The following is a 26,887-nucleotide window of genomic DNA, read 5'->3' as shown; positions in this document are numbered from 1 at the left end:
ATATTTTAAAAATGATGAAACAAATCAAAACTTTACTAATTGCTGCGATTTTAATTTTAGGAGCAAGTAACACAATGAACGCGCAAGCGAAGGTAGCCCATGTTGATGTAAGCGAGATCATGTCGAAAATGCCTGCTATGCTTGACGCTCAAAATCAACTGCAAAAATTAAGTGGTACATATGATGCTGAATACAAAAAAATGGTTGACGAATATCAAGTAAAAATCAAAAAGTATGAAGCTGAAGCTACAACTGTAACTGATGCTGTTAATACTGAGCGTTCTAAAGAGGTTCAGGACATGCAAAAGAGAATTGTTGATTACAGAGACAATGCTCAAAAAGAATTACAACAAAAAGAAACTGACATCGTAAAACCATTAATGGAAAAAGTAAGAGCTTCTATCCAAAAAGTTGGAAAAGCTAAAGGTTTCCAATACGTTTTAGATGGATCTACTTTATTATTAGCTGATGGTCCAAACATCACTGCTGATGTTAAAAAAGATTTAGGATTCTAAGAAATTAAATCCCTATAATTAAACTGCTCAATTTTAAAATTGAGCAGTTTTTTTTTACAAAAATTTAAAAGTAATTTTTGTTGTAATTTCAAGATTTGACTTAACTTAGAATAACGAATTTATATTTAAAAAATATTACATTTGCTTTATGACAAACAATAATCCTATAGGCGTTTTTGATTCTGGTATTGGCGGAACTTCCATTTGGAGCGCCATTCACGATCTTCTTCCAAATGAAAAAACCATTTATCTGGCTGACAGTAAAAATGCACCTTATGGACAAAAAAGCAAGGATGAGATTGTTGCTTTAAGTAAAAAAAATGTAGAATTTTTACTCGAAAACAATTGTAAATTAATTGTTGTGGCCTGTAATACAGCTACTACAAATGCTATATTTGAACTTCGTAGAGATTATAACATTCCGTTTGTTGGGATTGAGCCAGCAATTAAACCTGCAGCAAACAATTCTCAGACACAGATAATTGGAATTTTGGCCACAAAAGGAACTCTTAACAGTGAATTGTTTAATAAAACAGCTGAGATGTTTCAGAATACGAAGATCATTGAGCAAGTTGGCCATGGTCTTGTACAGCTTATTGAAGATGGTAATTTGTATTCGCCAGAAATGACACAATTGTTAGAATCTTATCTAAAGCCCATGATTGAAGCTAATATTGATTACTTGGTATTAGGATGTAGCCATTACCCGTATTTAATTCCACAAATAAAAAAAATTCTCCCAGATCATATTAAAATAATAGATTCAGGAGAAGCTGTTGCGCGCCAGACCAAAAATCTGCTACGTGATAAAGTTGGTTTTTCTGAAAATATAGACCATGATCCTGTATTTTATGTCAACTCAAATCCTGCGGTTTTGGAGTCAATTTTAGATCATAAATACCCTGTAATCAAAAAAGACTTTTAGAATATTATTCAAATTTTCGCTTGACGAACCAAATTCCGTCCAACGATAAATTGATTGATATTTTATGGTAATTTTCTTTTATCAAATCATTTGCTATTCTGCCTTTCTGACCGTATGAATACGAAACATTAAGCGACGAAAATGTATTATCAATAGGTAGGTTTAATCCAATAGAAATTGAGGCATTATTAACACGATGTTTATCGACTTCAAGGTAGCCATTATCAAAATTTACACCAGCCGCATACCCCACTCTATCCCAATATTTTCTTATATTCTTTTTGGCACTGTAAGTAAATCCGAGTGCAAAACGATCCTGATTTACAAATTCGCCATAAAGTTCAGATTGCTTTGTGTTTTTCCAAAAACTCTTTTCGTAATCCAAAGTCACATTCAGATTATTTTTAAATCTTTTACTGGCTCCAAAACCAATTTCTAAAGGCATATAATAATCGTCTGTATCTGTAGCCTGATCGGTTTCTATAGAAGATTCTACGTCGTCTGCAACGCTTGTTACGGTCTGTATTTTGGAAGCATTTATTCTGGCAGGAATTTTAACGGTTGCTCCTATTGTGAATGTTGAATCTATTTTATACTGAGATCCTAAAGTGGCGCGAACTCCACTATAATCTGTTTTCTTATGTATCGTTGTAATTGTATTTGATATTAAAAAAGCACGATCATCTACTGTATTTCCAAATAGAACCGTACCTGTTACTCCCAACGACAATTTTTTTCCAATTTTAGATCCGTATGAAAAATCTAGATTATTCAATCCACCAGATCCTTGCGCTGTTACATAATAATATTCTTGGCTATCGGCAATTGGAAGCTGCAGATTTGAGATTTTAAATACAGAACTAGAATACGGACGAAGCGCTAAACTAAAACCAGAATTTTTAGAAACTGGAAAAGCAAAAGCTAAATGAGAAAATTGAAAATTATTTCGATTTTCTGTACGAGTGCTATTCTGATAAGTTGTTGCAATAGCTTTTCCTCCAATATCAAAAAGAAAATGATTCTGATTTATAGATCCTAATGAGGCTGGATTTAGATTATTAATAAAAGTATCTGAAGGCAAAGCAATTCCTGAACCACCAATTGAAGGCAAATAACCAAAATCGGAGTCATACAAGCTTCCTACGCCATAGAGCGAATACGGAGAACTGGAAATACTTTGCGAAAAGGAAGTTAGCGGTATTAAAAGGAAACCGATCCAAAAAACAATATTATTTTTCATTTAGTAAGAGATGTAATAAATTTTCAGCTGAATCTTATTAGTGTGTTTTTGATTTCCTAAAACAATTCTATCAACAGATTTTGAAATTCCAGGCAACGTCAAGATAAGGGACGATCTTGAATTTGTTTTAAGCATTTCCTTCTGAAGAAAAGCTCCTATAGGAATAGTATAACCAACATTTTCGTTAAGCTCATCGCTCTTTTTATTTAATACTCCGTAAACGGTGGTTCCTGCAGAATTTACTAAGTTGCCGCTTATGCGATTTAAATTATCGCCAATATAAACACTTAAAGAATCTGCCAACGGATATTTCTCAGAATAAGAATTATTTACAGGCTTCAAAATCAATTCTGCGTTTACGATCGCACCATTGGTCGAAAGATTTTTAAACTGTTTAATATTCGGAAATTCTACTCTACAGGCCACCCCTGTTCCCGATTGGATAAAGCCTTGATTATTGGTCAAATTACTGGAGAGGTTACTGCTCGAGACGGGAAGATTTTGGAGTAATGTTCCAGTTTTATCCAAAGAAATAGAATTGAACTGTTTTGCTTGATCTATAATTGTAAAATCGAGAATATAGGGCACCTCATTTTCATCTGCCATATATTTTGAATAATACATTCTAACTTTACTGTTTAAGGCACTAAATCCTATTATATTAGAATTGGAAGTTTCAGAAACTAAAACAAGCCCTTTAAAGAATTCTGTAAAACTGTCAAAATCTGTAATTTCTCTTTTTTTAATTTTCTGAAAAAGAGCTTCTCCAAACTCACTATTCATCTTAATATTTATAGAGTCCTTTTGAGTTGGTCTTGGTATAAAAGAGATCTTTCCCAAGCTTTCAGAACTATAATTTAAAGCAGAATTGTTATAGAAGTTGCTGTCATCGGTATTAGCCTTAACTTTTTGAAGTAAACGATGAATATTAAATGTCTGCACTTTTGTAGTATCGCCATAATAATATTTATCATATTTAAGAATCATCGAAATAGAATCGAAAACATAATTTACCGATTCGGTATCTGAACCCGAACTATTTAACGCATAACTATCGCCTGAAAGCTGAAAATAACTATCCGATTTTACTTTTCCGAAAATAGGATCGTCATAATTTCCGATCAAGATTCTGCCTTGATTTGACGTTACCAGCGAGTCAAAATTGATGGTCGACATTTCTACTGTCACCGTATCAATTAGAATTACTTTATTGCTCAAAGCCAGATAATCTGATCCGACAGTAAATTCTCCAGTATCTGTATCTGTACCACAGGAAAATAAGGTTAGTACAAAAAGCAGTATCAATATAAACTTGTGCATAATTTGTTTTTTGAGCAAATATAAATGGCGCACTTTGGCGACGCACTATAACATATACTACCGCCTTTTTTTAAGCTACAAAATGCACAAATTGATCTATAACATGAATTCTGTCTCTAAATTATAATTCGACTAGAAAAACGACGATTTTGTCTATCAAAATACGTCATACATATATCTTCTTTTTTTTAAGGGCATCATCTCTCTAATTTTGAGCCAATAAAATAAATAATGAAAGTAAGGTTTTTAATTTGTTTTCTTTTTTTGATTTCATTTTTAGGTTTAAAAGCTCAAAAAAAATTTAGTGCTACTCTAAACTTTAAAACAGAGCCAACAGAAAAGATAAATTTTAGCAAAACAAATATTGCAGTTCTCTACAACAAAAAACTAGGAACAAAAAGTGAAATAAAGAATACGTTAGAATATTCTAATTTGAAGATAAATTATGAATTCAATCCCTATGATTTTTATGCGAGTCAGGATAAATTCAACCAAATTCAAAACAAGTTTGAATATTCATCTGAAATAATAGAAAAAACAAAATGGCAGTTTTCTATTGTTCCTACAGCAAATTTCGAGAGCAAACTGGATTTTTCGGACGTTACCGTTTTAGGAAGTTTGACAATTACACAGCAATTTGGCTCAAAACTAAATGTGACTGTTGGAGCCGGAAGGACAACCGCTTTTGGAAGTCCTAAAATTATGCCGATCGCGGCTTTTGATTATAAAATGAATGAGAAAACCGATTTCAGAATTGGATTTCCAGATTCGAAAATTTCTTATTCAAACAATGAGCGAAACAAATTTAGCCTGACGAATGGTTTTAATGGAAATTTTTATCATTTAGATCAAAAAGACCGTGTAGATAAGAATGCAGAAAAAGCAGTGCTATCGCAAATGACATCGGCTTTAGAATACGAAAGAAATGTTGGAAATGATTGGTTTTTAAATTTTAAGGCTGGATACAATTTCAACAAAAAATACAATTTGCTAGACAGCAATAATCAGAAAATATACGACTACAATAGCGGAAATGGTTCCGTTTTAGGAATAGGGATCAAATACAAACAATAAATATTAAATACACTATGATTAATCTAAAAAAAAGAATTTTATTCACAGCGCTTTTATCAAGCCTCTTTTTTATAAGTTGCAGCAATGATAATGATGATGATGATTTGATGGGAAACTGGATTAAAAAATCATCTTTTGACGGTCCTGCAAGATCTAGTGCAACAAGTTTCGTTATCAGAGATTATGCCTATGTAGTTGGCGGTTATACTGGAGATGTTTATTTAAAAGATGTATGGGCTTACAACTCAACTGGAGATTATTGGGAGCAAAAAGCAGATTTTGCAGGCGTAGGAAGGAGTTCTGCTTCTAGTTTTGCCTTAAACGAAAAAGGTTACGTAGGCCTTGGTTATGACGGAACAAACAAACTCAAAGACTTTTACCAATATGATCCTGCAGCAAACAGTTGGACACAAAAAACAGATTTTGCAGGAACAGCACGTTACTCAGCTGTTGGCTTTCAGGCGGGCGGAAAAGCATATTTCGGAACCGGTTATGATGGCAATTATTTAAAAGATTTTTATCAGTACGATGATCAGGCAAATACTTGGACTTTGGTAAATGGTTTTAGCGGAAACAAAAGACGTAATGCAACTGTTTTTACAATTGCAGACAAAGCTTATTTAGTGACTGGTGTAAACAATGGCGTTTATCAGGAAGATTTCTGGGAGTTTGACCCAGCAACAGATGTATGGACTAGAAAAAGAGATATCGACAAAGATACAGACGATGATTACAGCTATAACGACGATTATGCCATTGTGCGTTCTAATGCTTCCAGTTTTTCTATGAATGGTTTAGGGTATATTGTGGGAGGTGAAAATCTAAGAACAATCTGGGAATATAACCCGACGACCGATTTGTGGGCAGAAAAATCTCCAATGGAAGGCGCAACAAGAACAGATGCTGTTGGTTTTGCTATCAATAACCGCGGATTTTATATGTTAGGAAGAATTGGTTCTACTTATTTTGATGATGCATGGGAGTTTAAGCCATTAGAAGAACAAAACAATGATGATTAATAAGAAACAATTCTTCAGTTACATCTTGAAGAATATAATAGTTCTTGCATTTCTTTTTTCTGCATCCTGCACAAAAAGAGAAACTTTAAAAACAGCTTCATTTCAAACCCATTTAGGCTGGGGATACACCATTGCTTCCAAAGAAAAGCTGTTAATTAAACAGACCGTTATTCCCGCAATAAGCAATATTAAAAGTTTTGAAACAGAAGCTGATGCTCTGAAAGTGGCTAATCTTGTTAAGCAGAAACTCCAACAAAACTTATCTCCAACGGTAACCAAAAATGAATTAATTTTATTAAAAATAAAATTGTAAATGCAGATAGACACCATTAAAAATACGGGCTACAACAAAATATTGTTCCATTGTGCGATATGGATTTTCTTTATTTTAACTTCTTTAATTCAGTTTTACGAAAGTCCATTTAAAATGAACAACGATTTTTATGCCCAATGGCTTACAGGAATTGTATTGTTTTATCTCAATTATTTTTATTTGGTTCCAAACTATTTACTGCAAAAAAAATACTGGCTTTATTTTACGTTTGCATTTGTTCTAATTGCAATATTTATGATTATTCGGCTAAACTATTTTATTCCTGAATTTAGACATTTAAGACCTGAGAATATAGTGCCAGCCCGATTGGTGCCTCATGATTTTCATGACTTTCATGATCCGAATTTTATGCCAAGAGCACGAATTACAGAAAGAATTGAAATGAAACAGCCACTTTTCTTTAAGCTTGGCCCTTCTTTTTTCTATATTTTGATTATTACTATTTCTGCCATTATTAGAACACTAACTGAATTTTATAATAATCAGCAAAATAAACTGATTGCCGAAACACATCGAACAAATACCGAATTAATATACCTGCGCAAACAAACCAATCCGCATTTTTTATTTAATTCCTTAAACAGTATTTATTCTTTGGCACATAAAAAGTCTGATTTGGTCCCTGATGCCATCGTAACCTTGTCTGAACTTATGCGCTATATGCTGTATGAAACAGACAATAAAACGGTGGCTTTAGAAAAAGAGGTTAACTATATTCAGAATTATATCGATTTGCAAAAGCTGCGGTTAAATAACATTGAAGACATTGTAATTAATGTTCATGGCGATACTAGAAATAAATTTATCGAGCCTTTATTATTGATTTCTTTTGTTGAAAATGCCTTTAAATACGGAACCGATTACAAAGGCGCAGCTCACGTAAAAATTAAGATTCTGATTATGGATAACAGCCTTGATTTTTGGATCGAAAATACCATTGAAAATTATGTAAAAGACCCTGAAAATTCGGGAATTGGATTAGTAAATATCCAAAGCCGTCTTGATCTTTTATATCCTAACGCACACCAACTAACCATTACTCAGGATAACGAATATTATAGAGTTCATTTGAATTTAAAGTTAGACGAAATTAAAACCGCAACACATTAAGTATAAATAGTTTCACACTAACAAAAACCATAACCGTAAACGCATAATTTTGATTAGTTAAACCAGTATTTTATGAAAATTTTAAAACTTAATTTACTGGTTTCAAATTACTTTTGACTGCTAAACAAATTTTAACAAATTAATTCAGAAAAGATGAAATGTGTAATTATTGATGACGAACCTTTAGCTGTAGAATTACTGCAGGATTTTGTCAAAAAAGTAGATACGCTCGAACTGATAAATACTTTCAATAATGCTATTGATGCCGTTTCATTTATCAATCAGAATAATGTTGATCTTGTTTTTCTAGATATTGAGATGCCTCATTTTTCTGGAATTGATTTTTTAAACACAATAGAAAAAAAGCCTTTGGTTATTTTTACCACCGCTTATTCTGATTATGCTGTAGAAGGATTTAATCTTGGAGCTGTCGATTATTTAGTAAAACCAATTCCATTTCATCGCTTTTTAAAAGCCGTAGTAAGAGCGCAGCAAGCTTTACAACCTGCTTTGGCAAACCAAACACTCACAGAGAATAATAATGCTCCTGAAATTGAACAGGATTTTATGTTTGTTCGAGCTGAATATGAAAATGTAAAATTGAATTTTGCCGATATTCTTTTTATTGAAGGTCTAAAAGATTATGTAAAAATTTATACAACCGACAATAAGTTTACGCTTACACTAATTAGTTTAATTAAATTGGAAAATTTACTTTCCAGCAAAGGTTTTGCAAGAATTCACAGATCGTATATTATCAATATAAAACACGTAAAATCGATTCAGAAAAACAAAGTATTAATAAGCGATAAACGAATTCCTATCAGCGAAAGCTATAAAAATACTTTCTTCGAAAAAATCAACCTCTAATTTTTTAAATTCCAAATAATCCCGAAGTTTCGGGACCAAATTCCAAAACTTGCTGAGCATTGGAATTTGGAATTTCTTTTTTGAAGTTTTTTAAAGTTATTCTTCTTTGAACCAGCTCGAATACATTACATAATTATTCGAGATACGTTCTATTTCACCTGCAAAATCAGATTGGTCAATATCTTTTACTTTTTTGGCAGGGATTCCGGCATAAATAGTTCCTGAAGGCACAACCGTATTTTGTGTCACTACAGAGCCCGCCCCTATTATCGAATTGCTTTCTATAACACAATTATCCATTACAATTGCTCCCATTCCGATTAAAACATTATCGTGAATTGTACAGCCGTGTACAATCGCATTATGCCCAATCGAAACATTATTTCCTATAATTGTCGGATGTTTTTGGTACGTACAATGAATTACGGCACCATCTTGAATGTTTACTTTATTTCCAACTTTAATAAAATGTACATCTCCTCTCACAACAGCATTAAACCAAACACTGCAAGAAGCTCCAAAAATAACATCTCCTACAATTGTAGCATTTTCGGCAACATAACAATCCTCTGGAATAAGAGGCGATTTTCCGTTTACAGATTTAATCAGCATAAAAATAAAATTAGTTAATTGCAGGACAATTACAGTCGTAACGTGCTTTTCTGCAGAATAAATTAATTCCTAAAGTAATTTGATGGTATCCGCCCGTATCAAACTTAACATCTCCCATTACTTGCGAATAAGTATAAGCGAACATAAAGTTCTTGAAATTAACTCCAACAATAGGTGTAAAATATTGCAGTTTTTGAGTTGACACACTATTTCCTGAAATATATTGCGCTCCGTCAAAAGCTCTTCTGTATGATAACGCAGCCCAAAGACTTCCAAAATCCATATTTCTATAGGCTTTCATGTTCAAATCGAGTGTTTTTCCTTTCGTTTGATCAAAATACTGAAAAAGAATAGAAGGCTCCCAAGTCCAATTGCCATTTTTACCAAACACATAACCTGCGCTAAATAAAAACTTTCTCAAATTATTATTCTCATAATCAGAATACAAGTCTTTTCTAGTTTGTATTAGACCTTGAACCGTAGCGTGGGCGTAAAAATCCAAATAATTATAAGATGCGCCAACATCCATGGTAAAATAATGATCGTTAAGAATAGAATTAGAAATAAGTGGATCTAAAGTAGGTCCAAATTTTGTTTCGTCCAGTTGATTCTGCATGACGCCTCCGCTAATACCAAATGACAACTGATTCAAATCGATTTCATCTCTTGAAAACAAAATATGATGCGCATACGTAAGCTTTAGTCCTTTTTGAGAATGATAACCATTTTTATCATTAAAAAGAATAATACCAGCCCCAGAACGTTCTCCTATTCTTCCATTAAAACTTAAGGTTTGCAATGATGGAGCATCTTCTTGTCCAAACCATTGTTTTCTGGCGGTCAATCTAATCTTGGCACAGTTTGCTGCACCTGCCATAGAAGGGTGAATTAAGTAATAATTATCAGACAAGTAATCGGAATAAACAGGTATTCCCTCTTGAGAATAAGAGTACGAAACCGTAATGAAAAAAATTAATAAAACCTTGATTTTAAATTTCATAAAGGCAATTTTGTTTCTATATAATTTTCACTCTTGCAATTTAACACGATTTATTTGAAAAGAGTCTTAATTATTTCATTAAAAAATCAAATATAGCCATTAGTAGAAAATAACTTTAGTAAATTTGCAAAAAATATATAATCATGACTAAAATCACTATAAAAGAAACCCAAAATCCAACTATTTTAAAGTTTGAATTTGAAGACTTTATTACTCAAAATCAAAACTTTGAGTTCAAAAATATTGACGAGGCACAAGCTTCTCCCCTAGCGCAACAATTATTCTATTTACCGTTTGTAAAAACCGTTTATATCTCTGGAAATTTTATTGCTATTGAAAGATATAGCATTGTGGATTGGGACGATGTAAAAGACGCGGTTGCCGAGCAGATTACTGCTTTTGTTGATAAAGGTGGCGTTATCATTAAAGTTGATGAAAATAAGGCTAAAAAACAGCCTATTACGGTATACGGAGAAACTACTCCCAATCCTTCTGCTCTGAAATTTGTTGTAAGCAGAATGCTGACTCGTAATGCTGTGGAATATAAAAATATCGATCAGACTGCTTCTTCTCCGCTAGCGCAGGAATTATTTAAATTTCCTTATGTGAAAGAGATTTTTATTGACGAAAATTATATTTCTGTTACTAAATACGAAATCAATGATTGGTCTGAAATTACTTTAGAACTAAGAACTTTCATTAAACAATTTATCGAAAATGGCGGAACTGTTTTAGACGAAAATCTTATCCAAACTGCTACAAAAAATGAAGTTACTAAAGATGAAGCGTTTGATAAATTGGATGTTACTTCGCAGCAGATTATCAATATCTTAGAAGAATATGTAAAACCAGCTGTAGCTGCAGATGGCGGAAACATTGCTTTTGAATCTTATAATGAAGATGATAAAACCGTAAAAGTACTATTGCAAGGTGCTTGTAGCGGTTGTCCTTCTTCTACTTTTACTCTAAAAAGTGGTATCGAAAACATGCTGAAAAGTATGCTGAATGATGAAGCTATTAAAGTAGAAGCTGTAAACGCATAAGATTAAAAATGCCGTTTCGATGGCTTTTTATCATCTAAATAATATACCTATATTTGCAACATTAATACCACCTTCTCTTTTTGAGAAGGTTTTTTTATTTTAAAAAAATATGAACATCGATCCAGATAAACTTGGCAATTACGCCACAAGATTTTTAAACGTTTTATTAGATTATTCTCCAAAATTAATTTCGGCATTTTTAATATTGTTTGTTGGTTTATATGCCATCAGACTAATTAATAGAATCATTAGAAAAATAATGGTCAAGAGAAATCTTGATCCAACATTGACTAAATTTCTTGCCGATATTTTATTATGGGCCTTACGAATTTTACTTTTTGTAACTTTTATATCTAAGCTAGGAATCGAAACTTCGTCGTTTGTTGCTATTTTAGGAGCAATGGGACTTGCTGTTGGTCTATCGCTTCAAGGTTCGCTTTCTAATTTTGCTGGAGGAATGCTAATTATTGTTTTCAAACCTTTTAAGGTTGGAGATACTATTGAAGCGCAAGGGATTATTGCTACCGTTGACGAGATTCAAATTTTTGTTACCAAAATGATTACTGGAAACAATCAAATCGTTTTTGTGCCAAATGGAGCTCTTTCTAACGGAACTATAATCAATTATTCTATGCAGGAAGAAAGAAAAGCAGACTTAACTTTTTCTATTTCTTATGATTCTGATATTAAAAAAGCAAAAGATGTTCTTCTAGAAGTTTTATTAAAAAACCCAAAAGTATTGGTAAATCCTGCACCAGAAGTATTTGTAAAAAACTTATCTGCAAGTTCTGTAGATTTTGCTGTGCGTCCGTGGGCGAAAAAGGAAAATTTTGGTTCTGTAGTGGCTGATACTTTAGAGAATTGCAAAATTGCTTTGGATGAAGCGGGAATCTCTGTTCAGCCGTATACTATACAGAAATAACATTTAGCAGTATTATTGAAATTGAAAAGTTAATCTTTAACACATAGAAACATAGATTCTATGCACGTAGAAGGTAACAAAGAGAAAAACATTTCTTTCGCATAGTCCAACGATGTGCATTTAAATAATTGAAACGCTTTTATAAGTTTAAATCCGATAGCTATCGGTACTATGTGTTTAAAAGCAAATTTCGTCTAAGTAAATAATTATTGCTTCTTTGGTGGAGCAATCATAAAATCTTTCAGATAATAAGGTTCAAAATAAGCGACATCTACAGTGTCGCTTTTTTGATACTTTTCAAAACTGATTTTACTCATTGCTTGAGCCGAAGGATATTTTATGTTTTCTAAAAAAACAAAATTGGCTGCAGTTAAAACAGGTTTACACTTATCGGCACAATCGCCAACAAAATAAAGCTTGTCTGTATATTCCTGAAATGAATTTTCGTCAATAATTTCCGCTTTAATAGCTCTTTCAAGTGTCAAATCCGAATTAAAAATGGCGCTGTAAACTTCCATACGGCGCGCATCCAGCATCGGTATGATTTTTCCGTCTGTCACTCCAGCCTGAGAAGCTAGAGTCTGCAAGGTATCTACAGCAATTAACGGAATATTTAAAGCGTAACAAAGGCCTTTTGCTGCCGAAACACCAATTCTTAAACCTGTATAAGATCCTGGACCTTGACTAACTGCAACAGCTGCTAAATCTTGCGCAGAAATGCCTGCTTTTTCTATTACTTCTTCAATAAAAACATGAAGTTTTTCGGCATGCGAATATCCTTCATCTGACAATTCGTTGCAAACAATGGTCTGGCCATCTTTTGCAATAGATACAGAACAATTTTTAGTAGCCGTTTCGATATTGAGAATAAAAGACAAAGTATTAGATTTTAAATTATTGTGGTATTATATTATTTTTTTGGAGCTTCCGATTTTTTAAGCTTTACCTTATCGCCAGAATTAAGTTCTTTAGAAACAGTTGTATAAGGACCTGTAATTACTACATCTCCAGATTTTAATCCAGACATTACTTCGATATTAGTATCGTCTTGAATTCCAGTTTTAATGACCCTGATTTTAGCTTTATCCCCAACTTTAACAAAAACGCATTCGAATTTTTTATCGCTTTTTGGAGCCGCTTTTTTGTCTTCATTTGGATCTTCAACCGTAAAATCTTTTACTGCTGTAGTATCCGATTTTACTACAACAGAACTAATTGGCACTGCCAAAACATTAGTTTTTGTGGTTGTAATAATATCTACTGTAGCAGTCATTCCTGGTCTAAAAGGAGAGTATGCGCTTGGTTTTCCTTCTAACAAATCTTGATACGACTCTTTTAAGATACGAACCTTAACTTTAAAATTGGTTACTTGATCTGAAGTCAATGCTGTGCTTGCAGAATTTGAGATACTGGTCACAGTTCCTTTAAACTTCTTTTTCAAATAAGCATCGACCTCTACATTTGCTTCGTCGCCAATTTTTATTTTTACAATGTCATTTTCGTTTACGTCAACTTCGACCTCCATATTATTCAGGTTGGCAACACGCAAAAGTTCTGTTCCAGCCATTTGTTGTGTTCCTAAAACTCTTTCTCCCAATTCTACATTCAAAACAGAAATCGTTCCGTCTGCTGGAGAATAAATAGTAGTACGTCCTAAATTATCTCTTGCTTCACTTACAGAAGCCGATGCACTCTGAACGTTATAATAGGAATTTTGTTTGGTTGCTTTTGCCACTTCAAAAGAGGCGATGGCTTTATCCCAATCCGATCTTGAAATTACGCCTTTGTCGTATAGGGTTTTATTACGTTCGTAATTGGCTTTTGCTTCTTTGTAACTAGCCTCAGACTGCGTTAAACCAGCTTTTGATCCTGACAAATTAGAAACCGAACGATTGTAGCTTGAAGTATATAAATCAGGATTAATTTTAACTAATAAATCTCCTTTTTTTACAACTTGCCCTTCTTTTACATTCAATAATATGATTTCTCCAGAAACTTCAGGTGAAATTTTAACCTCGATTTCAGGCTGAATTTTACCTGTAGCCGAAACGGTTTCAACAATTGTAGAAGCCGTAACTTTTGCAATTTCTACTTCTTTTCCTTCCTCTTTATTTCCTATTACTCCTTTCTTAGAAAGAACAACCAAAGCCACAATAAGTAATAATGCACCACCTAATAAGAAATAAACTGTTTTTTTTGACATAATAAATTATTTTGTAATAATTGGGACAATTGGAATTCCGAAATAAAACTCTAATATTTTAATTTTGAACATATAATCATACTTCGTTCTGATCACGTCAGATTGCGCATTAGTCAATAATGTTTGAGCTTGTGTGAAATCAAATGAATTCATTAAACCAACATCATATTTCTCTTTTGCATAATTGTAAGCCTGCTGTCTTGCTTCTAATGTTACTGTAGACGCTTCAAACGTATTTAAAGCCGCTTTAGCATCTGTAAAAGCTGTATAAACGTTACGCTGCAAATCTAAACTTTTTTGCTCTAAATCTATTTTAGATTTTTCTAAACTTACTTTACTACGCTCTACGTTATTCTTAACAGAGAAACCATTAAAGATAGGAACATTTAATTGAAAACCAAAGTTATGACCTTTGTTATCACTAAACTGTTGGAATATTGGATCTGGCCCTACAGTATATGGATTTCCGTTTGCGTCTAATCTAACCTGATCACTATAACTTGCTCTGGTATTAAAGGCATAAAAACCTGAAAGTGTTGGCTGATACGCCCCTTTAGCAATAGAAACATTTTTTTCTGCAATTTCCAGATTTGTCTGCGCTAATTTTAGCTCTGTTCTTGTTTCTTTAGCTTTATCGTAAATTTCTACAGGTGTCTGTGCCAATATATTGTTTTCATCTGCAACTTTAGTATCATCCACCACATCAAAATCTGCAAATTCCTTTAATTGTAAAAGCTGCGCTAAGCTCAATTTAGAAATCAATAAATTATTTTCAGAAACTGCAATATTTTGTTTATCTGTTGCAACAGTTGCTTTCAAATCGAATAAATCTCCTCGCGGAATGGTTCCTGCATTTACCATTTCTTCAGAACGCGCAAATCGTTTTTCATCAATTATCAACTGTTCCTTTTTAACTTTCAAATCTTCTTTATTAGATAAAATTTGCAAAAAGGCGCTGGCAACATTCAAAGAAATATCTTCCTGCATTTTTAGCAACTGATATCGCGAGGCAATAATGCTTAATTTTGCCCTTCTCATCGTATTCTGATTCTGCAGACCTTTGTAGATATCAACTCCTGCATTAACACCTATTGAAGAATATTGTGTAGTTTGATTACGTAAAATACCTGTTGTAAGATCCTGGTTCAAACCAATGTTCCAAGAGTGAGAAGCATTTCCGTTTACCGATGGAAGATAATTGCCTAAAGCACCTCTTTTGTCAATTTCAGCATTTTTTACATCTAATTCAGATAGTTTTACTGTGATATTATTTTCAAGTGCATATCTAACACATTCCTCCAAAGTCCATTGTTTTGATTGCGCCTGTCCAGTTAATCCGAAACCGAATAACATTGCAATAACCAGACTATTATATTTGTTTATTTTCATATACTTTTAATGAAGGCGCAGTAAACCGAACTACGCAAATTTAACATTTTTAAAACCAAAAAGATCCTTAAACCTTCAAATTAGATTATTTTTTTTCTTTGTCTCCTTCGTTAATCAAGCCTTGATTCCAGATTTTAATTTTATCTGTATCATTTACACCGCTTTTAACTTGAACATAGATTCCGTCGCTAACTCCAAGAACCAAATCTCTTCTTTGAAATTTCTGTGGAGCAGTTTCAACTTCTACATAAGGCTTTTGTGTTTTTTTGTCAAATTGAACCAGAGATTCTTTTATTGCCAGAACTTTTTCTGCTTTCTCCAAAATAATGGAAGCATTAGCACTTAAACCAGCTCTAATAAAAGTATCGTCTCTGTTAACCATTTGCGCTTTTATTTCAAATTGGATTGCACCATTTTCGGTAACTCCTTTTGGAGCAATGTAATTTAAAACGGCATCAAACTTTTTATTTTCGATGGCACCAATTGTAATCTCAATCGGCATTTTTTCTTTAATTTTCCCAACCTCAGATTCATCAATTTTTCCAATAAAAATCATTCTTCCAACATCGGCAACACTTGCAATTGTAGTTCCTTCATTAAAGTTATTACTTTCGATAACTTGATTTCCTACTTTTACAGGAACATCTAGAACCATTCCGTTAACTGTAGAACGAATCAACGTATTAGCATAGTTTCCTAAAGATGAAGTTGTTCCTGTTTTAACGATATCCAAACTTTGCTTTGCTGCCAAATATGTTTGTTTCGCCTGATTATACGCTACTTGAGCAGCATCAAAATCATTTGCAGAAATTACATCTTTTTCAAATAATGTTTTTTGTCTCTTATAAAGCTTTTCCTGATTGTCTAAAGCAATTTTAGCTGTCGTCACTTGATTTTGCGTGCTGCTCACATTCGAAACATTTGCTACAACTCTAATTTTAGCAATCATATCACCCGCTTTGATTTTTTCTCCAGCTTTGATATACACTTCTTCTATAATACCTGAGATGTTTGGTTTGATTAAAACTTCTTCGTCAGGCTGAATATTTCCCGTCGCGATAGTATTTTTTACGATGGTTTTAATTTCTGCTTTCTCCGTTTTAAATACAATTGGCGATTCTTGATTTTTAGCATATAGATAGTAAAGCGCGCCAAAAAAGACAACTGCAATAAATATTAAAATGGTTACCGTTACTCCTTTTTTCATTTTGTTTTTGGTTTAATCGATTTATTTTGATTGATAATTTATTCTGTTCTTAAAGCATCTACTGGTTTAACACTAATAGCGGTCTGGGCCGGAATAAAACCTGCAAGCAGTCCTGAACCTACTAATATTAGTAATGCAACAAATACAACTCTTAAATCTACGCTAGGATTCGCAAACATAGTATCGCTTCCTGGCGGCATGGAATCTAATGCCATATTTAAAAGCGCTATAATTCCTGTAGCAACTGCAATACCGAGCATTCCTGAGATAATGGTTAAAAATATAGATTCTAATAATATTTGTCCGCGAATTGCTGCAGGAGTTGCTCCCAAAGCTCGTCTAATTCCGATTTCTTTTGTTCGTTCTTTCACTACAATCAGCATGATGTTAGAAATCCCAATTACTCCCGAAATCAAAACTAATGTTCCAACAAAGTAAGCAATTACTTGTAGAATATTAAATAGACTTTGCACTTTATTAAATTGTTCGTACAAGTCAAAATTTCCTACGGCACGATCATCTGTAGGATTCACAGAATGCAGTGCTTTAATGATTTCTAATATTTTAGGTTTTAATTCCGTTATAGACGATTCGTCATTTGCTGTAAGAGCCATCCATCCTACTTTATCGCCATAATTAAAGGCCTGCTGAAAAGTAGTAAACGGAATAAAAATATTTTTTTGATCTTGTTCTGCATTTCCACCTTGCTGTTTGGATTTATAAACTCCAACCACCATAAAGTTGATACCGTTAATTTTGATATAAGTCCCTACGCATTCTTCTTCTTTACCATAAAGCTCGCTAATAACACCTTTACCAATTACTGCTACTTTTCTTCTTCCTTCAATATCTTGTTGATTTACAAAACGGCCTTTTATAATGTCCATCGGCTGCTGCTTGATTAACTCTGGATAATCTCCATAAACTGTAAAGGCAGAAGTTTTAGTTCCCCTCACTACATTATTACTTCCGTTAAAATCTCCCAGCTGATTTCTAGGAGAAACGTACAACAAATCTGGAATTGCTTGTTTTAGCGCCGCAACATCACTATTTCTAAAATCATAACGTCGTGTTTTTGGCAAACCTTTGTACGCTTTTGATGTCGTCTGGCTCCACATAAACATGGTATTTGTCGCAATTCCGTCAAAACCTTTTTTCACACCGTTTTCTAGTCCTTTTCCAGCAGCAAGCAATATTACCAAAATAAATATTCCCCAAAATACCCCAAAAGCAGTTAGAACCGTTCTGAAGACGTTTGCTGTTAAAGCCTGTAATATTTCGTCCCAATTATCTTTACTAAACATAATTATTCGTCTCTAAGTGCTACAATAGGTTTAATTTTGGCTGCTCTGTAAGCTGGAAAAAATCCTGCCATTGCTCCTGCAAATACTAGCAGGACTAAAGTGGTCAAAGCCACACCGAAATCTACTTCTGGATTTCTGAAAAATTCGCTCTCTACCATCGGACCAACAAATTCTAATAAAAGCAGACTTCCTAACAAGCCCACAAAACCAGCAATTGTCGTAATAAAGATAGACTCGTGTAGAATCATTGTAATAATAGAAATAGGCGAAGCTCCCAATGCTTTTCGAATACCAATCTCTTTCGTTCTTTCTTTCACGATAATGAGCATAATATTACTCACGCCTACGACACCTGCAATAATGGTACAGATACCGACCCACCAAAAAAAGATTCTGATATATAAGTTTAAATCGTAAAATTGTTTGGCATCTTTAACCGAATTATAAACTCCCACACCACCATCATCTTCAGGAGCTACCACATTTTTACTCTTTAATAAATCTTTTAAATCTTGTGTAAATTTTTCTGACTGTGCCAAAGCTTCATCATAATTGTCTGTCTTTTTTAAAGTAAAAAACAAGTTGCTGATCTTATCGCCTCCGCCAAAAGTTTTCTGAACTGTAGTTAATGGAAGATAAGCACGAGTCTCTTCTCTTTCTCCTCCTGGATCTGTAAAAACGCCAACTACTTTAAAATTAATGTTGTTTATTAGAATTTCTTCTCCGATTGCCTCTTTGTCTTTCAGCAGATCGTTTTTCAGCTTCATTCCAATAACCGCCACTTTTGCATTACTTTCTATATCCTTAGCATTTACATAACGGCCTTGAACTATGGTTAAGTTTTCTATTCCGCCATAATCTGGATTAACACCTCTAAACTGGTAACTTCCTGACTCTTTGCCGTAAGCAAAAGGCTGCCCCCAATAGTTATTGGTTGAAGCTCTCAAATCTAATTTATCTTCAAATTTTTGTACCGATTGATTGTAATCGCTATTGCGAAATTGAATTTGTCTTCCTGGATTTAATCCTTTATATTCTTTAGTAGTGGTTCCAGACCAAACCTCAATGATTCCTGCAGCATCACGCTCAAATTGTTTCTCAATTCCGTTTTGCAGACCTTTACCTGCACCAAGAAGGATTACTAAAATAAAAATCCCCGAAGCCACAGAAATTCCTGTTAAGAATGTTCTTAAACGATTTTTAGAAATGGCTTCAAATATTTCCTGCCAGCGTTCAATATTAAACATAAGACGAAGCTCTAACTTGTTCTACTTTTTTATCATCGATAATTAATCCATCTTTTAGGACTACATTTCTTTTGCACATTGCAGCAATATCAGGCTCGTGTGTAACAATCAAAATTGTTTTTCCCTCGTCATTAATCCCTTGAATCAATTCCATAACTTCATAAGATGTTTTGGTATCCAGAGCTCCTGTAGGCTCATCGGCAAGCAATACTTTCGGATTCGAAGCCAATGCTCTTGCAATAGCAACACGCTGTTTCTGTCCTCCAGAAAGTTCATTTGGCAAGTGATGGACGTGAGATCCTAAACCTACTTTTTCTAAATATTTCATTGCTATTTCGTAACGTTCCTTTCTTTTTACACCTTGATAATACAACGGCATAGCAACATTGTCTAATGCTGTTTTGTAATTTATTAAGTTAAAAGATTGAAAAACAAAACCTAAAAATTTGTTACGGTATTTTGAAGCAATTGTTTCGTTTAATTTCTTTATTGGTGTTTTGTCTAAAATGTAACTTCCAGAATCGGCTTCATCCAAAATTCCTAAAATATTAAGAAGTGTTGATTTACCAGAACCTGATGACCCCATGATCGCAACCAATTCCCCTTCTTCTATATTAAAATTAATTCCTTTTAACACGTGTAATTCTGAACTTCCCATCTTATAGGATTTGTGTAAATCTTTAATTTCGATCATGGTATTGTTAAATTTTTTAGACAATAATAACGTTTTTATTAAGTAATTTATGATAATAAAAAGTTAATAATTTTGTTACCTATTTTGTATTAGACTTGCTTTTTTACTTATTGTTACACTTTTTTAATAAAATATCATAGTTTTCGTAATTTTACCTTGTCTTAAAAATTCATACTAAATGAAGCTTACTTCTATTATTTCAATGTTTTTGGCGCTTGCCGTGCTAACAAGTTGTTCTTCGACTAAAAAATTAGAAACTTTAAAACCAGAACCAGACGATGCCAGTCCACTAGTGTACGACAGCAGTCCATCATTCATAAATCTTCCTATTACCATAAAACTAAATGACATTGAAAATCAGACTAATGCTTTTCTTAATGGATTAATTTATGAAGATAACAATATTGAAGACGACGATATTGAAATGAAAATCTGGAAACAAGCTCCGATCAAAATTCAAAATGACCCTGCTAATCCCAATAAACGAATTAAAACAATTTTACCGCTTAAAGCGAATATTAAATACAGAATTGGTACAAAGAAATTAGGAGTCGAATTATATGATGTTAGGGAATTTAATTTGAACGGAACTATTACTTTATCCAGCGAAACAGCTTTGACCAACTGGAAGCTCAGCACAAAAACTGAATTTAAATCGATCGATTGGAGCGAAACACCGACTATGAACGTTTTTGGCAAAAACATGCCGATTACCTATTTAATAAATCCTGCTATTACTATTTTTAAAGGCAAACTGGAAAAAACAATAGACGAAACCATAGAAAAATCAATGGATTTTAAGCCAAATGTTCTTCAGGCGGTCGAAAAAATCTGCACGCCATTTCAAATGAGCGATACTTACGAAAGCTGGCTTCGCATTGTTCCGGTCGAAATTTATTCTACAAATGCCAAACTAAAAAACGATTCTTTCCTGCTAGATATGGGTATGAAATGCAACATGGAAACCATTGTTGGCAAACAGCCAGAATCTAAATATAATGCTAGCAAAATTGTTTTAAAACCCGTTGCTAAAATTCCAAATCAGATTTCTGCTAATATTGCCGCGATTTCAAGTTATGTCGACGCCTCTAAGATTATGACCAAGAATTTTGCAGGTCAGGAATTTGGGGAAGGAAGCAAAAAGGTAACAGTAAAAAATGTTTCAATCTGGCACAAGGAAGGAAAAATGGTAATTGCTTTGGATGTCTTAGGGTCTATAAACGGAACACTTTATTTAAATGGTTTTCCTTCATACAACGCACAAACTAAAGAAATTTATTTTGAAAAATTAGATTATGTTCTAGACACCAAAAGCAAATTGATGCGAACAGCAAACTGGCTTGCTCAAGGATATGTTTTAAGAAAAATGGAAGAGAGCTGTCGTTACTCCATTCAGCCCAATCTGGAAGAAGGCAAAAAAAGCATGGCAGGTTATTTGAAGAATTACTCACCAATGCCAGGCGTATTTGTAAACGGCAAAATGGAAGATATTCAGTTTGAAAAAATTCAGTTAACCAATCAAGCCATTATCGCTTTTATCAAAATAAACGGAACGGTAAATGTTTCGGTCAACGGACTTAAATAGAAACAGAAAAGCAGTGTAATTACACTGCTTTTTTCTTTTTAGAATACATTCGATAAATCAAGTACCCAATTATTAATACCAGCAAATATGGAATTACCATCAAATAAACAATTCCATCATTTACTGCTTCAGCTTTTTTAGTATTAGAATCTCCTCCTAAAGCCGCACGACACATGGCACATTGGGCATTTGTTGAAATTCCAATAAAGAAAAACCAAATTCCAAAAACTAAAGCTTGGAATTTGGATTTTATGATTTGATATTTTTTTCTAGTGTACATAATATGGTGAAATCATTAAGTAAACCACTACTCCTGTTACCGCAACATACAGCCAAAGCGGAAAAGTGATTTTAGCTATTTTTCTGTGTCTGTCAAAACGCTGTGCAAGTGCTCTTACATACGTTATTAAAACAAGAGGAATAATAGCAATTGACAATAAGATATGTGTTACAAGAATAAAGAAATAGATATAACGTATAGCACCTTCTCCACCAAACTTAGTAGAATCTGAAGTCATGTGATACGCCACATACATTACCAAGAATGCAACAGACAGTGCAATAGCCAAAGTCATTAATCGTTCGTGAAGTTTTTGATTTCCTTTCTTTATAGCCATTACAGCTACAACCAAAACTACAGCTGTAAAACCATTAATTGTAGCATAAATTGGAGGTAGCATTGACAATGGCTCTACATCATAACCAAAATCTTTAAGTTTAACTCCAAACAGAATTGCTACAACAACTGGAATTATAATTGAAACCGCAATAATGAATTTATTATATTTTTTCTCTAAGGTATTATCTTCCATTTTTTATTCTTCTAATAAAATTTTAATGTCTTGCTGAATATCACGAACGCCTTTTTTATCTAAACCATCGTAGTAAATGCTAGGATTTCCAAACTCATCTTTTCTGCAACGAATATTTCCATCTTTGTCAATTAACGCGAACAATCCAGAATGTTCAAACCCGCCGCTTACTTTTTCATTTTCTCCTGCATAAAGATTAAAACCTTTATTTGACAAATCCATAATAACATTTTTATCTCCAGTCAAGAAATTCCAGTTAGAAGATTTCACGCCAAGCAATTTTGCATGATCTTTTAAAACCTGAGGCGTATCATGTTTTGGATCGATTGTAATAGACACAATACCGAAATTAGGATTTCCGAAAAACGTTTTTTCAATCTCCAGCATACTCATATTCATCTTTGGACAGATAGAAGGACAAGTTGTAAAGAAGAACTCTAAAACATACACTTTCCCTTTATACGTTTCATTTGAAACCTTTACATTATCCTGGTTGGTCAATTCGAATTTTGGCGCTGGTCCAATTGTTAAAAGCTTAGCATCTTTTGAAGATTTCGCTTCAACATTATCCAGACGATTTCCTTTTACAATATCTCCGTTTTTAACTCGATCAACAATTTTAGGAATAGCGTAAATCCCAAAAATCAAAATGACAAAAGAGATTCCGATATATGATTTATTTTTGAACATTATAAAAATATTTAAAGTTGTTTTGTGGCATTATGATTCTTCTTTAAAGCTGCGCGATATTCGTATAAAATGATTTTGAAGTCATCTAGCATTTCATTGCTCAGCTCAGAAGGATGAAAAGTATTGTAACCTTCTTTATATTCTTTAGCATCTTTTCTTCCTCTTAGATTGCGTTCTTTATCGATGATATAAACATTTGGAGTTCCAAGATTTTGATCTAGTTTTTCTTTTAAATGCAGTCCGTCATAAAAATTTTGGATTTCTTCTTTTGAAGCAAAAACAAAATTCCAATTTTTGACATCTGTAAAAGGAGATAAAGCATCAACTATTTTTTGAGCTTCTTTTTCAGTCCCTATCGGACAAAGCACTACAAACTGAAGATCTTCAAAACCATTATAACGTTTGTAGATCTTTTCGTTTAAATTAAAATAATTACCTCTGTTTTCTAAAATATTTGTTCCAGAAAAACCTAGAACGGTAATCTTTTTATCAAGGGAGATTTTTTTTCCGTTTAATGAATTCCAATTTCCAAAATCGCCCACTTTTGATGTTAATACAGGAAGTGTTGTAAAACTATTTACACCAGAAGCAAAAAACAAATATGCTACAATTGGCAATACAAAAAGTACAAAGAGAACTATATTTTTTTTCATTGTATTAACGGAAAATTATTGAGGTACAAAAATAAAAAAAGCTCCGTAAATCGGAGCTTCTTTTCGAATTAATATCATGTTAAAAATTCCATTTAATAGTAGAATCTTTAAAAACCCCATAAATATAATGTCCTTCTGTTAACAGAATAAACAATAAATATAAAACTAGGAAGATAACAGGAGAAACTACAGACCATCTAAGGCTGCTTTTTTCACCTTCCATGTGCATAAATGCCCATACAATATAATAAGCTTTGAAAATTGTAAGGATATAGAAAATCCAGTTTAACAAATTCAAACCAACAAAATGAGTAAACTCTAAAGCGTGAGGTTTGTAGATCCCTAAAATAACCTCTACAATAGTTACTGCTGAAAGTAATCCGAAAACAAACCAGATTCTTTTTGTATTTGATACGTGCTCGTGTGACATAATAATAAAATTGTAAAAATTAAACTAGATAGAATACTGTAAATACAAATACCCAAACTAAATCTACGAAGTGCCAGTATAAACCAACTTTCTCTACCATTTCGTAGCTTCTTCTCTTCTCGTAAGTACCTAACAATACATTAAAGAAAATAATGATATTAATGATAACTCCAGAGAATACGTGGAATCCGTGGAAACCAGTAATAAAGAAGAAGAAATCAGCGAATAATTTATTTCCGTATTCGTTTCTAATCAAGTTAGCTCCTTCTACAACATATTTAGCAGTTGCTAAATGTTTTTCAGACTCTTCTCTTGATAAAACAGTTTTCTTCTTTTCTGCTGTAAGTTTTTCTGTTCTGATTAAAACTTCTGGATGCGCTTTAAAACCTGCTTGAATTTCAGCAACTGTGAATGATGGCAATGACTGAGCATCTTCCATAAACCAAGTTGAATGGCTTCTTGTTAAAGCTTCTCTTTGTTCTGGCAATTTAACAGCAAAATCAGCTAAAGCTACTCTTTTACCGTCTTTATCCACAAACTGAAGCAAACTTCCTCCAGCTGTTTCAACTGCACCGTACTCCCCTTTAATGAAGTTTTTCCATTCCCAAGCTTGAGAACCAACGAAAATTAAACCTCCAATAATAGTTAAGAACATATAAACCGCAACTTTTGTCTTTTTCAATTGGTGTCCTGCATCAACAGCTAGTACCATTGTTACAGAAGAAAAGATCAAAATAAAAGTCATCAAAGCTACATAATACATTGGAGCCGCAACACCATGCATAAACGGGAAGTGAGTAAACACTTCATCGGCCAAAGGCCAAGTTTCAATAAATTTAAATCTAGAAAAACCGTAAGCTCCTAGAAATCCAGAGAATGTTAAGGCATCTGATACGATAAAAAACCACATCATCATTTTACCATAACTTGATCCTAGTGGCTGGATCTCATGACCGCCTCCCCAAGTTTTTTCGTCGTTGTTTGCAGTAGTAACTGTCGCTCCCATAAAAGATATTCGTTAAAAAGTTCCCAAATTTACGTTTTTTTCTTATTTAAAGAAATATAAAAATAAAAATAAATATACCCATAATAAATCCAAAAAGTGCCAATACATCGCACCTAGCTCTATTCCAAGAGTTTGAGTCGAATTGTATTTTTGTTTAAAATGATTATAAATTATAATTAAAAGTGAAATTAATCCGCCAGCTAAGTGCAACAAGTGTGTAACCGTTACCACGTAAAGAAAAGTTGTAGTAATTGAACTACCTTCTCCTGTAAAGTAGTATCCTTCAGCAACGATTTGTCCAAATCCTTGGAATTGCAATACCACAAATAAAATTCCTAATGCCAAAGTTCCAAGAAGCAATCCTGTAACTGCGCTTCTATTGTCTTTCTGAATGGCTTTTTTTGCCAGATAAAAAGTAACACTGCAAGCAATAATTACTGCTGTACTCCAATAGAAAGCTGAAGGAAGTTCAAAATTCTTCAACCAGTCTGCTCTTGATTTACTTACTACAAACGCACTTGTTAATCCTGCGAACATCATGGTCATACTAACCATTGCAAAAAGTAAAATCAGTTTGGCAGATTTTGACTTTTGCGCTTGTTCTTCATTTGTTTTCAATGTCATTTCCATAACTATCTTAAAAATTTATCTACTATAAATACAATTTGTAAAAGCGAAATATAAGAAACACTCACTAACATTAATGTTCTTGCTGCTTTTGCAGTTCTTAGCTTGTACAAACGAACGGCATAAAAAAGCATCCAAATCCCTAATAGAAACACTAAAACTGCTGCTATTGGAGAAATAAACAATTGCCCAGTAAAACCTAATACAGGTAATAACGACGCTATTATAAGCCAAATTGTATACAATATAATTTGCAAAGCTGTTCCTTTATCTTTTTTTCCTGTCGGAAGCATAAAAATTCCTGCTTTTTCATAGTCTTCATACAAAAACCAACCGATCGCCCAAAAATGTGGAAATTGCCAAAAAAATTGAATCAAAAATAAAGTGCCTGCTTCGATACCAAATTCACCAGTTGCTGCTACCCAGCCTAACATGAACGGAATTGCTCCAGGAAAAGCACCAACAAACACAGATAACGAGGTAACTGTCTTTAATGGCGTGTAAACACTTGTATATAAAAATATAGAAATCGCAGCAAACATTGCCGACTTTGCATTTATCGTATAAAGAAGTGCAATCCCAATAATAGTGAGCAAACTCGCTACTAACAATGCCATTTTAGGAGACATACGCCCAGAAGGAACCGGACGGTTTTTGGTACGATCCATTAACGAATCTATATCTTTTTCTATTACCTGATTAAAAGCATTTGAAGCTCCAACCATGCAATAACCTCCAATTGACAAAACAAGAAGAACACTCCATTTAAAAGGATGATCAGAATCTACTCCTAATAAATATCCGGCAATAGAAGAAAACAAAACACTAATAGCCAGACCGGCTTTAGTAATCTCTTTAAAATCTAGAAATATTGATTTGAGTGATAATGTATTTTTTGCAGCGTTCAATACCGTTGTATTTTGTGTATTTTTTTTGAGTGGTGCAAATGTACAAATTAGATTGTAGAATATAATCCTATAAAATTAGATTTTTTTCAATAAAACCTTTGCAAATTAAGATCTCAGCATTCTTTAACACTATTATTTCGAAAAATCT

General features: G+C 33.2%; 29 protein-coding genes. 10 read left to right on the top strand and 19 right to left on the bottom strand.

The genetic code is table 11. The features are described 5' to 3' along the window. Positions 1 to 11 precede the first annotated feature (11 nt). Positions 12 to 515 (top strand): OmpH family outer membrane protein, encoded by a 504-nt coding sequence (locus EG814_RS15055; protein WP_206430316.1) that lies wholly within the window; start codon positions 12 to 14, stop codon positions 513 to 515. A 148-nt stretch (positions 516 to 663) separates the two neighbouring features. Next, complete coding sequence (murI, locus tag EG814_RS15050) at positions 664 to 1,440, top strand: glutamate racemase (protein ID WP_125722723.1); 777 nt, start codon at positions 664 to 666, stop codon at positions 1,438 to 1,440. A 4-nt stretch (positions 1,441 to 1,444) separates the two neighbouring features. Here murI and EG814_RS15045 read toward each other — a convergent pair whose 3' ends face one another. Both EG814_RS15045 and EG814_RS15040 read right to left on the bottom strand, forming a co-directional pair. Beyond that, positions 1,445 to 2,680: a PorV/PorQ family protein gene (locus EG814_RS15045; protein WP_125722722.1), complete on the bottom strand. Its 1,236-nt coding sequence runs from the start codon at positions 2,678 to 2,680 to the stop codon at positions 1,445 to 1,447. Further along, complete coding sequence (locus EG814_RS15040; RefSeq protein WP_125722721.1) at positions 2,681 to 4,000, bottom strand: DUF4270 family protein; 1,320 nt, start codon at positions 3,998 to 4,000, stop codon at positions 2,681 to 2,683. Between the two features lie 264 nt (positions 4,001 to 4,264). Between EG814_RS15040 and EG814_RS15035 the strand changes: the two genes are divergently transcribed. From EG814_RS15035 to EG814_RS15015, 5 genes are all read left to right on the top strand, one after another. Further along, positions 4,265 to 5,074, top strand: a complete 810-nt coding sequence (locus EG814_RS15035) for a DUF6268 family outer membrane beta-barrel protein (protein WP_235830986.1) — start codon at positions 4,265 to 4,267, stop codon at positions 5,072 to 5,074. Between the two features lie 14 nt (positions 5,075 to 5,088). Then, the gene (locus EG814_RS15030) at positions 5,089 to 6,093 is read left to right on the top strand and encodes a Kelch repeat-containing protein (RefSeq protein WP_125722719.1); all 1,005 of its coding nucleotides are present in this window, start codon (positions 5,089 to 5,091) and stop codon (positions 6,091 to 6,093) included. After that, complete coding sequence (locus EG814_RS15025) at positions 6,083 to 6,406, top strand: DUF4907 domain-containing protein (RefSeq protein ID WP_125722718.1); 324 nt, start codon at positions 6,083 to 6,085, stop codon at positions 6,404 to 6,406. Before EG814_RS15030 ends, EG814_RS15025 begins: the two co-directional genes overlap by 11 nt. After that, positions 6,407 to 7,537 carry a sensor histidine kinase gene (locus tag EG814_RS15020; RefSeq protein ID WP_125722717.1) on the top strand — a complete coding sequence of 377 codons (1,131 nt, stop codon included), beginning with the start codon at positions 6,407 to 6,409 and terminating at the stop codon, positions 7,535 to 7,537. Positions 7,538 to 7,690: 153 nt separating this feature from the next. Further along, positions 7,691 to 8,407: a LytR/AlgR family response regulator transcription factor gene (locus EG814_RS15015; protein ID WP_125722716.1), complete on the top strand. Its 717-nt coding sequence runs from the start codon at positions 7,691 to 7,693 to the stop codon at positions 8,405 to 8,407. A gap of 96 nt (positions 8,408 to 8,503) precedes the next feature. Here the strand turns inward: EG814_RS15015 and EG814_RS15010 are convergent, their stop codons facing one another. After that, a complete protein-coding gene (locus EG814_RS15010) occupies positions 8,504 to 9,019 on the bottom strand; it encodes a gamma carbonic anhydrase family protein (protein WP_125722715.1) in 516 nt (171 codons plus the stop codon). A gap of 10 nt (positions 9,020 to 9,029) precedes the next feature. After that, a complete protein-coding gene (locus EG814_RS15005) occupies positions 9,030 to 10,019 on the bottom strand; it encodes a PorP/SprF family type IX secretion system membrane protein (RefSeq protein ID WP_125722714.1) in 990 nt (329 codons plus the stop codon). Positions 10,020 to 10,162: 143 nt separating this feature from the next. On the opposite strand from EG814_RS15005, the gene EG814_RS15000 reads away from it, so the two are divergent. Together EG814_RS15000 and EG814_RS14995 are read left to right on the top strand one after the other, a co-directional pair. Further along, complete coding sequence (locus EG814_RS15000; RefSeq protein WP_125722713.1) at positions 10,163 to 11,062, top strand: NifU family protein; 900 nt, start codon at positions 10,163 to 10,165, stop codon at positions 11,060 to 11,062. A 109-nt stretch (positions 11,063 to 11,171) separates the two neighbouring features. Beyond that, positions 11,172 to 11,984: a mechanosensitive ion channel family protein gene (locus EG814_RS14995; RefSeq protein ID WP_125722712.1), complete on the top strand. Its 813-nt coding sequence runs from the start codon at positions 11,172 to 11,174 to the stop codon at positions 11,982 to 11,984. 206 nt (positions 11,985 to 12,190) lie between these two features. Here EG814_RS14995 and tsaB read toward each other — a convergent pair whose 3' ends face one another. The 7 genes from tsaB to EG814_RS14960 all read right to left on the bottom strand — a co-directional run bounded on the left by tsaB (position 12,191) and on the right by EG814_RS14960 (position 20,028). Beyond that, complete coding sequence (tsaB, locus tag EG814_RS14990; protein ID WP_125722711.1) at positions 12,191 to 12,862, bottom strand: tRNA (adenosine(37)-N6)-threonylcarbamoyltransferase complex dimerization subunit type 1 TsaB; 672 nt, start codon at positions 12,860 to 12,862, stop codon at positions 12,191 to 12,193. A gap of 32 nt (positions 12,863 to 12,894) precedes the next feature. Then, entirely contained in the window at positions 12,895 to 14,187 is a 1,293-nt protein-coding gene (locus EG814_RS14985; RefSeq protein WP_125722710.1) for an efflux RND transporter periplasmic adaptor subunit, read from the bottom strand. 6 nt (positions 14,188 to 14,193) lie between these two features. Further along, positions 14,194 to 15,576 carry a TolC family protein gene (locus EG814_RS14980; RefSeq protein ID WP_125722709.1) on the bottom strand — a complete coding sequence of 461 codons (1,383 nt, stop codon included), beginning with the start codon at positions 15,574 to 15,576 and terminating at the stop codon, positions 14,194 to 14,196. An 85-nt stretch (positions 15,577 to 15,661) separates the two neighbouring features. Further along, on the bottom strand, positions 15,662 to 16,783 hold the full coding sequence (locus EG814_RS14975) for an efflux RND transporter periplasmic adaptor subunit (RefSeq protein WP_125722708.1): 1,122 nt from the start codon (positions 16,781 to 16,783) through the stop codon (positions 15,662 to 15,664). Between the two features lie 38 nt (positions 16,784 to 16,821). Continuing rightward, on the bottom strand, positions 16,822 to 18,087 hold the full coding sequence (locus tag EG814_RS14970) for an ABC transporter permease (RefSeq protein WP_125722707.1): 1,266 nt from the start codon (positions 18,085 to 18,087) through the stop codon (positions 16,822 to 16,824). Positions 18,088 to 18,089: 2 nt separating this feature from the next. Further along, complete coding sequence (locus tag EG814_RS14965) at positions 18,090 to 19,334, bottom strand: ABC transporter permease (protein ID WP_125722706.1); 1,245 nt, start codon at positions 19,332 to 19,334, stop codon at positions 18,090 to 18,092. Continuing rightward, on the bottom strand, positions 19,327 to 20,028 hold the full coding sequence (locus EG814_RS14960; protein ID WP_125722705.1) for an ABC transporter ATP-binding protein: 702 nt from the start codon (positions 20,026 to 20,028) through the stop codon (positions 19,327 to 19,329). The genes EG814_RS14965 and EG814_RS14960 overlap by 8 nt, the downstream gene beginning before the upstream one ends. Before the next feature lie 178 nt (positions 20,029 to 20,206). Here EG814_RS14960 and EG814_RS14955 point away from each other — a divergent pair, with 178 nt between their 5' ends. Further along, positions 20,207 to 21,613 (top strand): DUF4403 family protein, encoded by a 1,407-nt coding sequence (locus tag EG814_RS14955; RefSeq protein ID WP_125722704.1) that lies wholly within the window; start codon positions 20,207 to 20,209, stop codon positions 21,611 to 21,613. A 19-nt stretch (positions 21,614 to 21,632) separates the two neighbouring features. On the opposite strand, the gene EG814_RS14950 is transcribed toward EG814_RS14955, so the two are convergent. The 8 genes from EG814_RS14950 to cyoE all read right to left on the bottom strand — a co-directional run bounded on the left by EG814_RS14950 (position 21,633) and on the right by cyoE (position 26,739). Then, on the bottom strand, positions 21,633 to 21,893 hold the full coding sequence (locus EG814_RS14950) for a hypothetical protein (protein ID WP_125722703.1): 261 nt from the start codon (positions 21,891 to 21,893) through the stop codon (positions 21,633 to 21,635). Continuing rightward, the gene (locus tag EG814_RS14945) at positions 21,883 to 22,425 is read right to left on the bottom strand and encodes a DUF420 domain-containing protein (RefSeq protein WP_125722702.1); all 543 of its coding nucleotides are present in this window, start codon (positions 22,423 to 22,425) and stop codon (positions 21,883 to 21,885) included. Before EG814_RS14945 ends, EG814_RS14950 begins: the two co-directional genes overlap by 11 nt. 3 nt (positions 22,426 to 22,428) lie before the next feature. Next, entirely contained in the window at positions 22,429 to 23,115 is a 687-nt protein-coding gene (locus tag EG814_RS14940; RefSeq protein ID WP_125722701.1) for an SCO family protein, read from the bottom strand. 11 nt (positions 23,116 to 23,126) lie between these two features. Then, a complete protein-coding gene (locus EG814_RS14935; RefSeq protein WP_125722700.1) occupies positions 23,127 to 23,768 on the bottom strand; it encodes a hypothetical protein in 642 nt (213 codons plus the stop codon). 79 nt (positions 23,769 to 23,847) lie between these two features. Then, positions 23,848 to 24,198: a cytochrome C oxidase subunit IV family protein gene (locus EG814_RS14930; RefSeq protein WP_125722699.1), complete on the bottom strand. Its 351-nt coding sequence runs from the start codon at positions 24,196 to 24,198 to the stop codon at positions 23,848 to 23,850. A gap of 19 nt (positions 24,199 to 24,217) precedes the next feature. Next, complete coding sequence (locus EG814_RS14925) at positions 24,218 to 25,204, bottom strand: cytochrome c oxidase subunit 3 (protein WP_125722698.1); 987 nt, start codon at positions 25,202 to 25,204, stop codon at positions 24,218 to 24,220. A gap of 42 nt (positions 25,205 to 25,246) precedes the next feature. Then, entirely contained in the window at positions 25,247 to 25,834 is a 588-nt protein-coding gene (locus EG814_RS14920) for a cytochrome c oxidase subunit 3 (RefSeq protein ID WP_125722697.1), read from the bottom strand. A 2-nt stretch (positions 25,835 to 25,836) separates the two neighbouring features. Continuing rightward, the gene (cyoE, locus tag EG814_RS14915) at positions 25,837 to 26,739 is read right to left on the bottom strand and encodes a heme o synthase (protein WP_125722696.1); all 903 of its coding nucleotides are present in this window, start codon (positions 26,737 to 26,739) and stop codon (positions 25,837 to 25,839) included. Positions 26,740 to 26,887: the final 148 nt, after the last annotated feature.

The organism is Flavobacterium ustbae (genome assembly GCF_003946915.1).
In the GTDB taxonomy this organism is placed as follows: Bacteria; Bacteroidota; Bacteroidia; order Flavobacteriales; family Flavobacteriaceae; genus Flavobacterium; species Flavobacterium ustbae.
The sequence above is the reverse complement of the archived record's forward strand: the minus strand, read 5'-3'. Positions and strand labels throughout refer to the sequence as shown.

Excerpts from the sequence above, each read along its gene's own strand:
- EG814_RS15025 (WP_125722718.1), top strand. The coding sequence starts at position 6,083 with ATGATGATTAATAAGAAACAATTCTTCAGTTACATCTTGAAGAATATA.
- EG814_RS15010 (WP_125722715.1), bottom strand. The coding sequence starts at position 9,019 with ATGCTGATTAAATCTGTAAACGGAAAATCGCCTCTTATTCCAGAGGAT.
- EG814_RS15045 (WP_125722722.1), bottom strand. The coding sequence starts at position 2,680 with ATGAAAAATAATATTGTTTTTTGGATCGGTTTCCTTTTAATACCGCTA.
- EG814_RS14970 (WP_125722707.1), bottom strand. The coding sequence starts at position 18,087 with ATGTTTAGTAAAGATAATTGGGACGAAATATTACAGGCTTTAACAGCA.
- EG814_RS14985 (WP_125722710.1), bottom strand. The coding sequence starts at position 14,187 with ATGTCAAAAAAAACAGTTTATTTCTTATTAGGTGGTGCATTATTACTT.
- EG814_RS14960 (WP_125722705.1), bottom strand. The coding sequence starts at position 20,028 with ATGATCGAAATTAAAGATTTACACAAATCCTATAAGATGGGAAGTTCA.
- EG814_RS15040 (WP_125722721.1), bottom strand. The coding sequence starts at position 4,000 with ATGCACAAGTTTATATTGATACTGCTTTTTGTACTAACCTTATTTTCC.
- EG814_RS14945 (WP_125722702.1), bottom strand. The coding sequence starts at position 22,425 with ATGGAAGATAATACCTTAGAGAAAAAATATAATAAATTCATTATTGCG.
- EG814_RS14955 (WP_125722704.1), top strand. The coding sequence starts at position 20,207 with ATGAAGCTTACTTCTATTATTTCAATGTTTTTGGCGCTTGCCGTGCTA.
- EG814_RS15005 (WP_125722714.1), bottom strand. The coding sequence starts at position 10,019 with ATGAAATTTAAAATCAAGGTTTTATTAATTTTTTTCATTACGGTTTCG.
- EG814_RS14980 (WP_125722709.1), bottom strand. The coding sequence starts at position 15,576 with ATGAAAATAAACAAATATAATAGTCTGGTTATTGCAATGTTATTCGGT.
- EG814_RS14920 (WP_125722697.1), bottom strand. The coding sequence starts at position 25,834 with ATGGAAATGACATTGAAAACAAATGAAGAACAAGCGCAAAAGTCAAAA.
- EG814_RS14935 (WP_125722700.1), bottom strand. The coding sequence starts at position 23,768 with ATGAAAAAAAATATAGTTCTCTTTGTACTTTTTGTATTGCCAATTGTA.
- murI (WP_125722723.1), top strand. The coding sequence starts at position 664 with ATGACAAACAATAATCCTATAGGCGTTTTTGATTCTGGTATTGGCGGA.
- EG814_RS15055 (WP_206430316.1), top strand. The coding sequence starts at position 12 with ATGATGAAACAAATCAAAACTTTACTAATTGCTGCGATTTTAATTTTA.
- EG814_RS14995 (WP_125722712.1), top strand. The coding sequence starts at position 11,172 with ATGAACATCGATCCAGATAAACTTGGCAATTACGCCACAAGATTTTTA.
- EG814_RS14940 (WP_125722701.1), bottom strand. The coding sequence starts at position 23,115 with ATGTTCAAAAATAAATCATATATCGGAATCTCTTTTGTCATTTTGATT.
- EG814_RS15020 (WP_125722717.1), top strand. The coding sequence starts at position 6,407 with ATGCAGATAGACACCATTAAAAATACGGGCTACAACAAAATATTGTTC.
- EG814_RS14925 (WP_125722698.1), bottom strand. The coding sequence starts at position 25,204 with ATGGGAGCGACAGTTACTACTGCAAACAACGACGAAAAAACTTGGGGA.
- EG814_RS14965 (WP_125722706.1), bottom strand. The coding sequence starts at position 19,334 with ATGTTTAATATTGAACGCTGGCAGGAAATATTTGAAGCCATTTCTAAA.
- EG814_RS14930 (WP_125722699.1), bottom strand. The coding sequence starts at position 24,198 with ATGTCACACGAGCACGTATCAAATACAAAAAGAATCTGGTTTGTTTTC.
- EG814_RS15000 (WP_125722713.1), top strand. The coding sequence starts at position 10,163 with ATGACTAAAATCACTATAAAAGAAACCCAAAATCCAACTATTTTAAAG.
- EG814_RS14975 (WP_125722708.1), bottom strand. The coding sequence starts at position 16,783 with ATGAAAAAAGGAGTAACGGTAACCATTTTAATATTTATTGCAGTTGTC.
- EG814_RS15030 (WP_125722719.1), top strand. The coding sequence starts at position 5,089 with ATGATTAATCTAAAAAAAAGAATTTTATTCACAGCGCTTTTATCAAGC.
- EG814_RS15015 (WP_125722716.1), top strand. The coding sequence starts at position 7,691 with ATGAAATGTGTAATTATTGATGACGAACCTTTAGCTGTAGAATTACTG.
- EG814_RS14950 (WP_125722703.1), bottom strand. The coding sequence starts at position 21,893 with ATGTACACTAGAAAAAAATATCAAATCATAAAATCCAAATTCCAAGCT.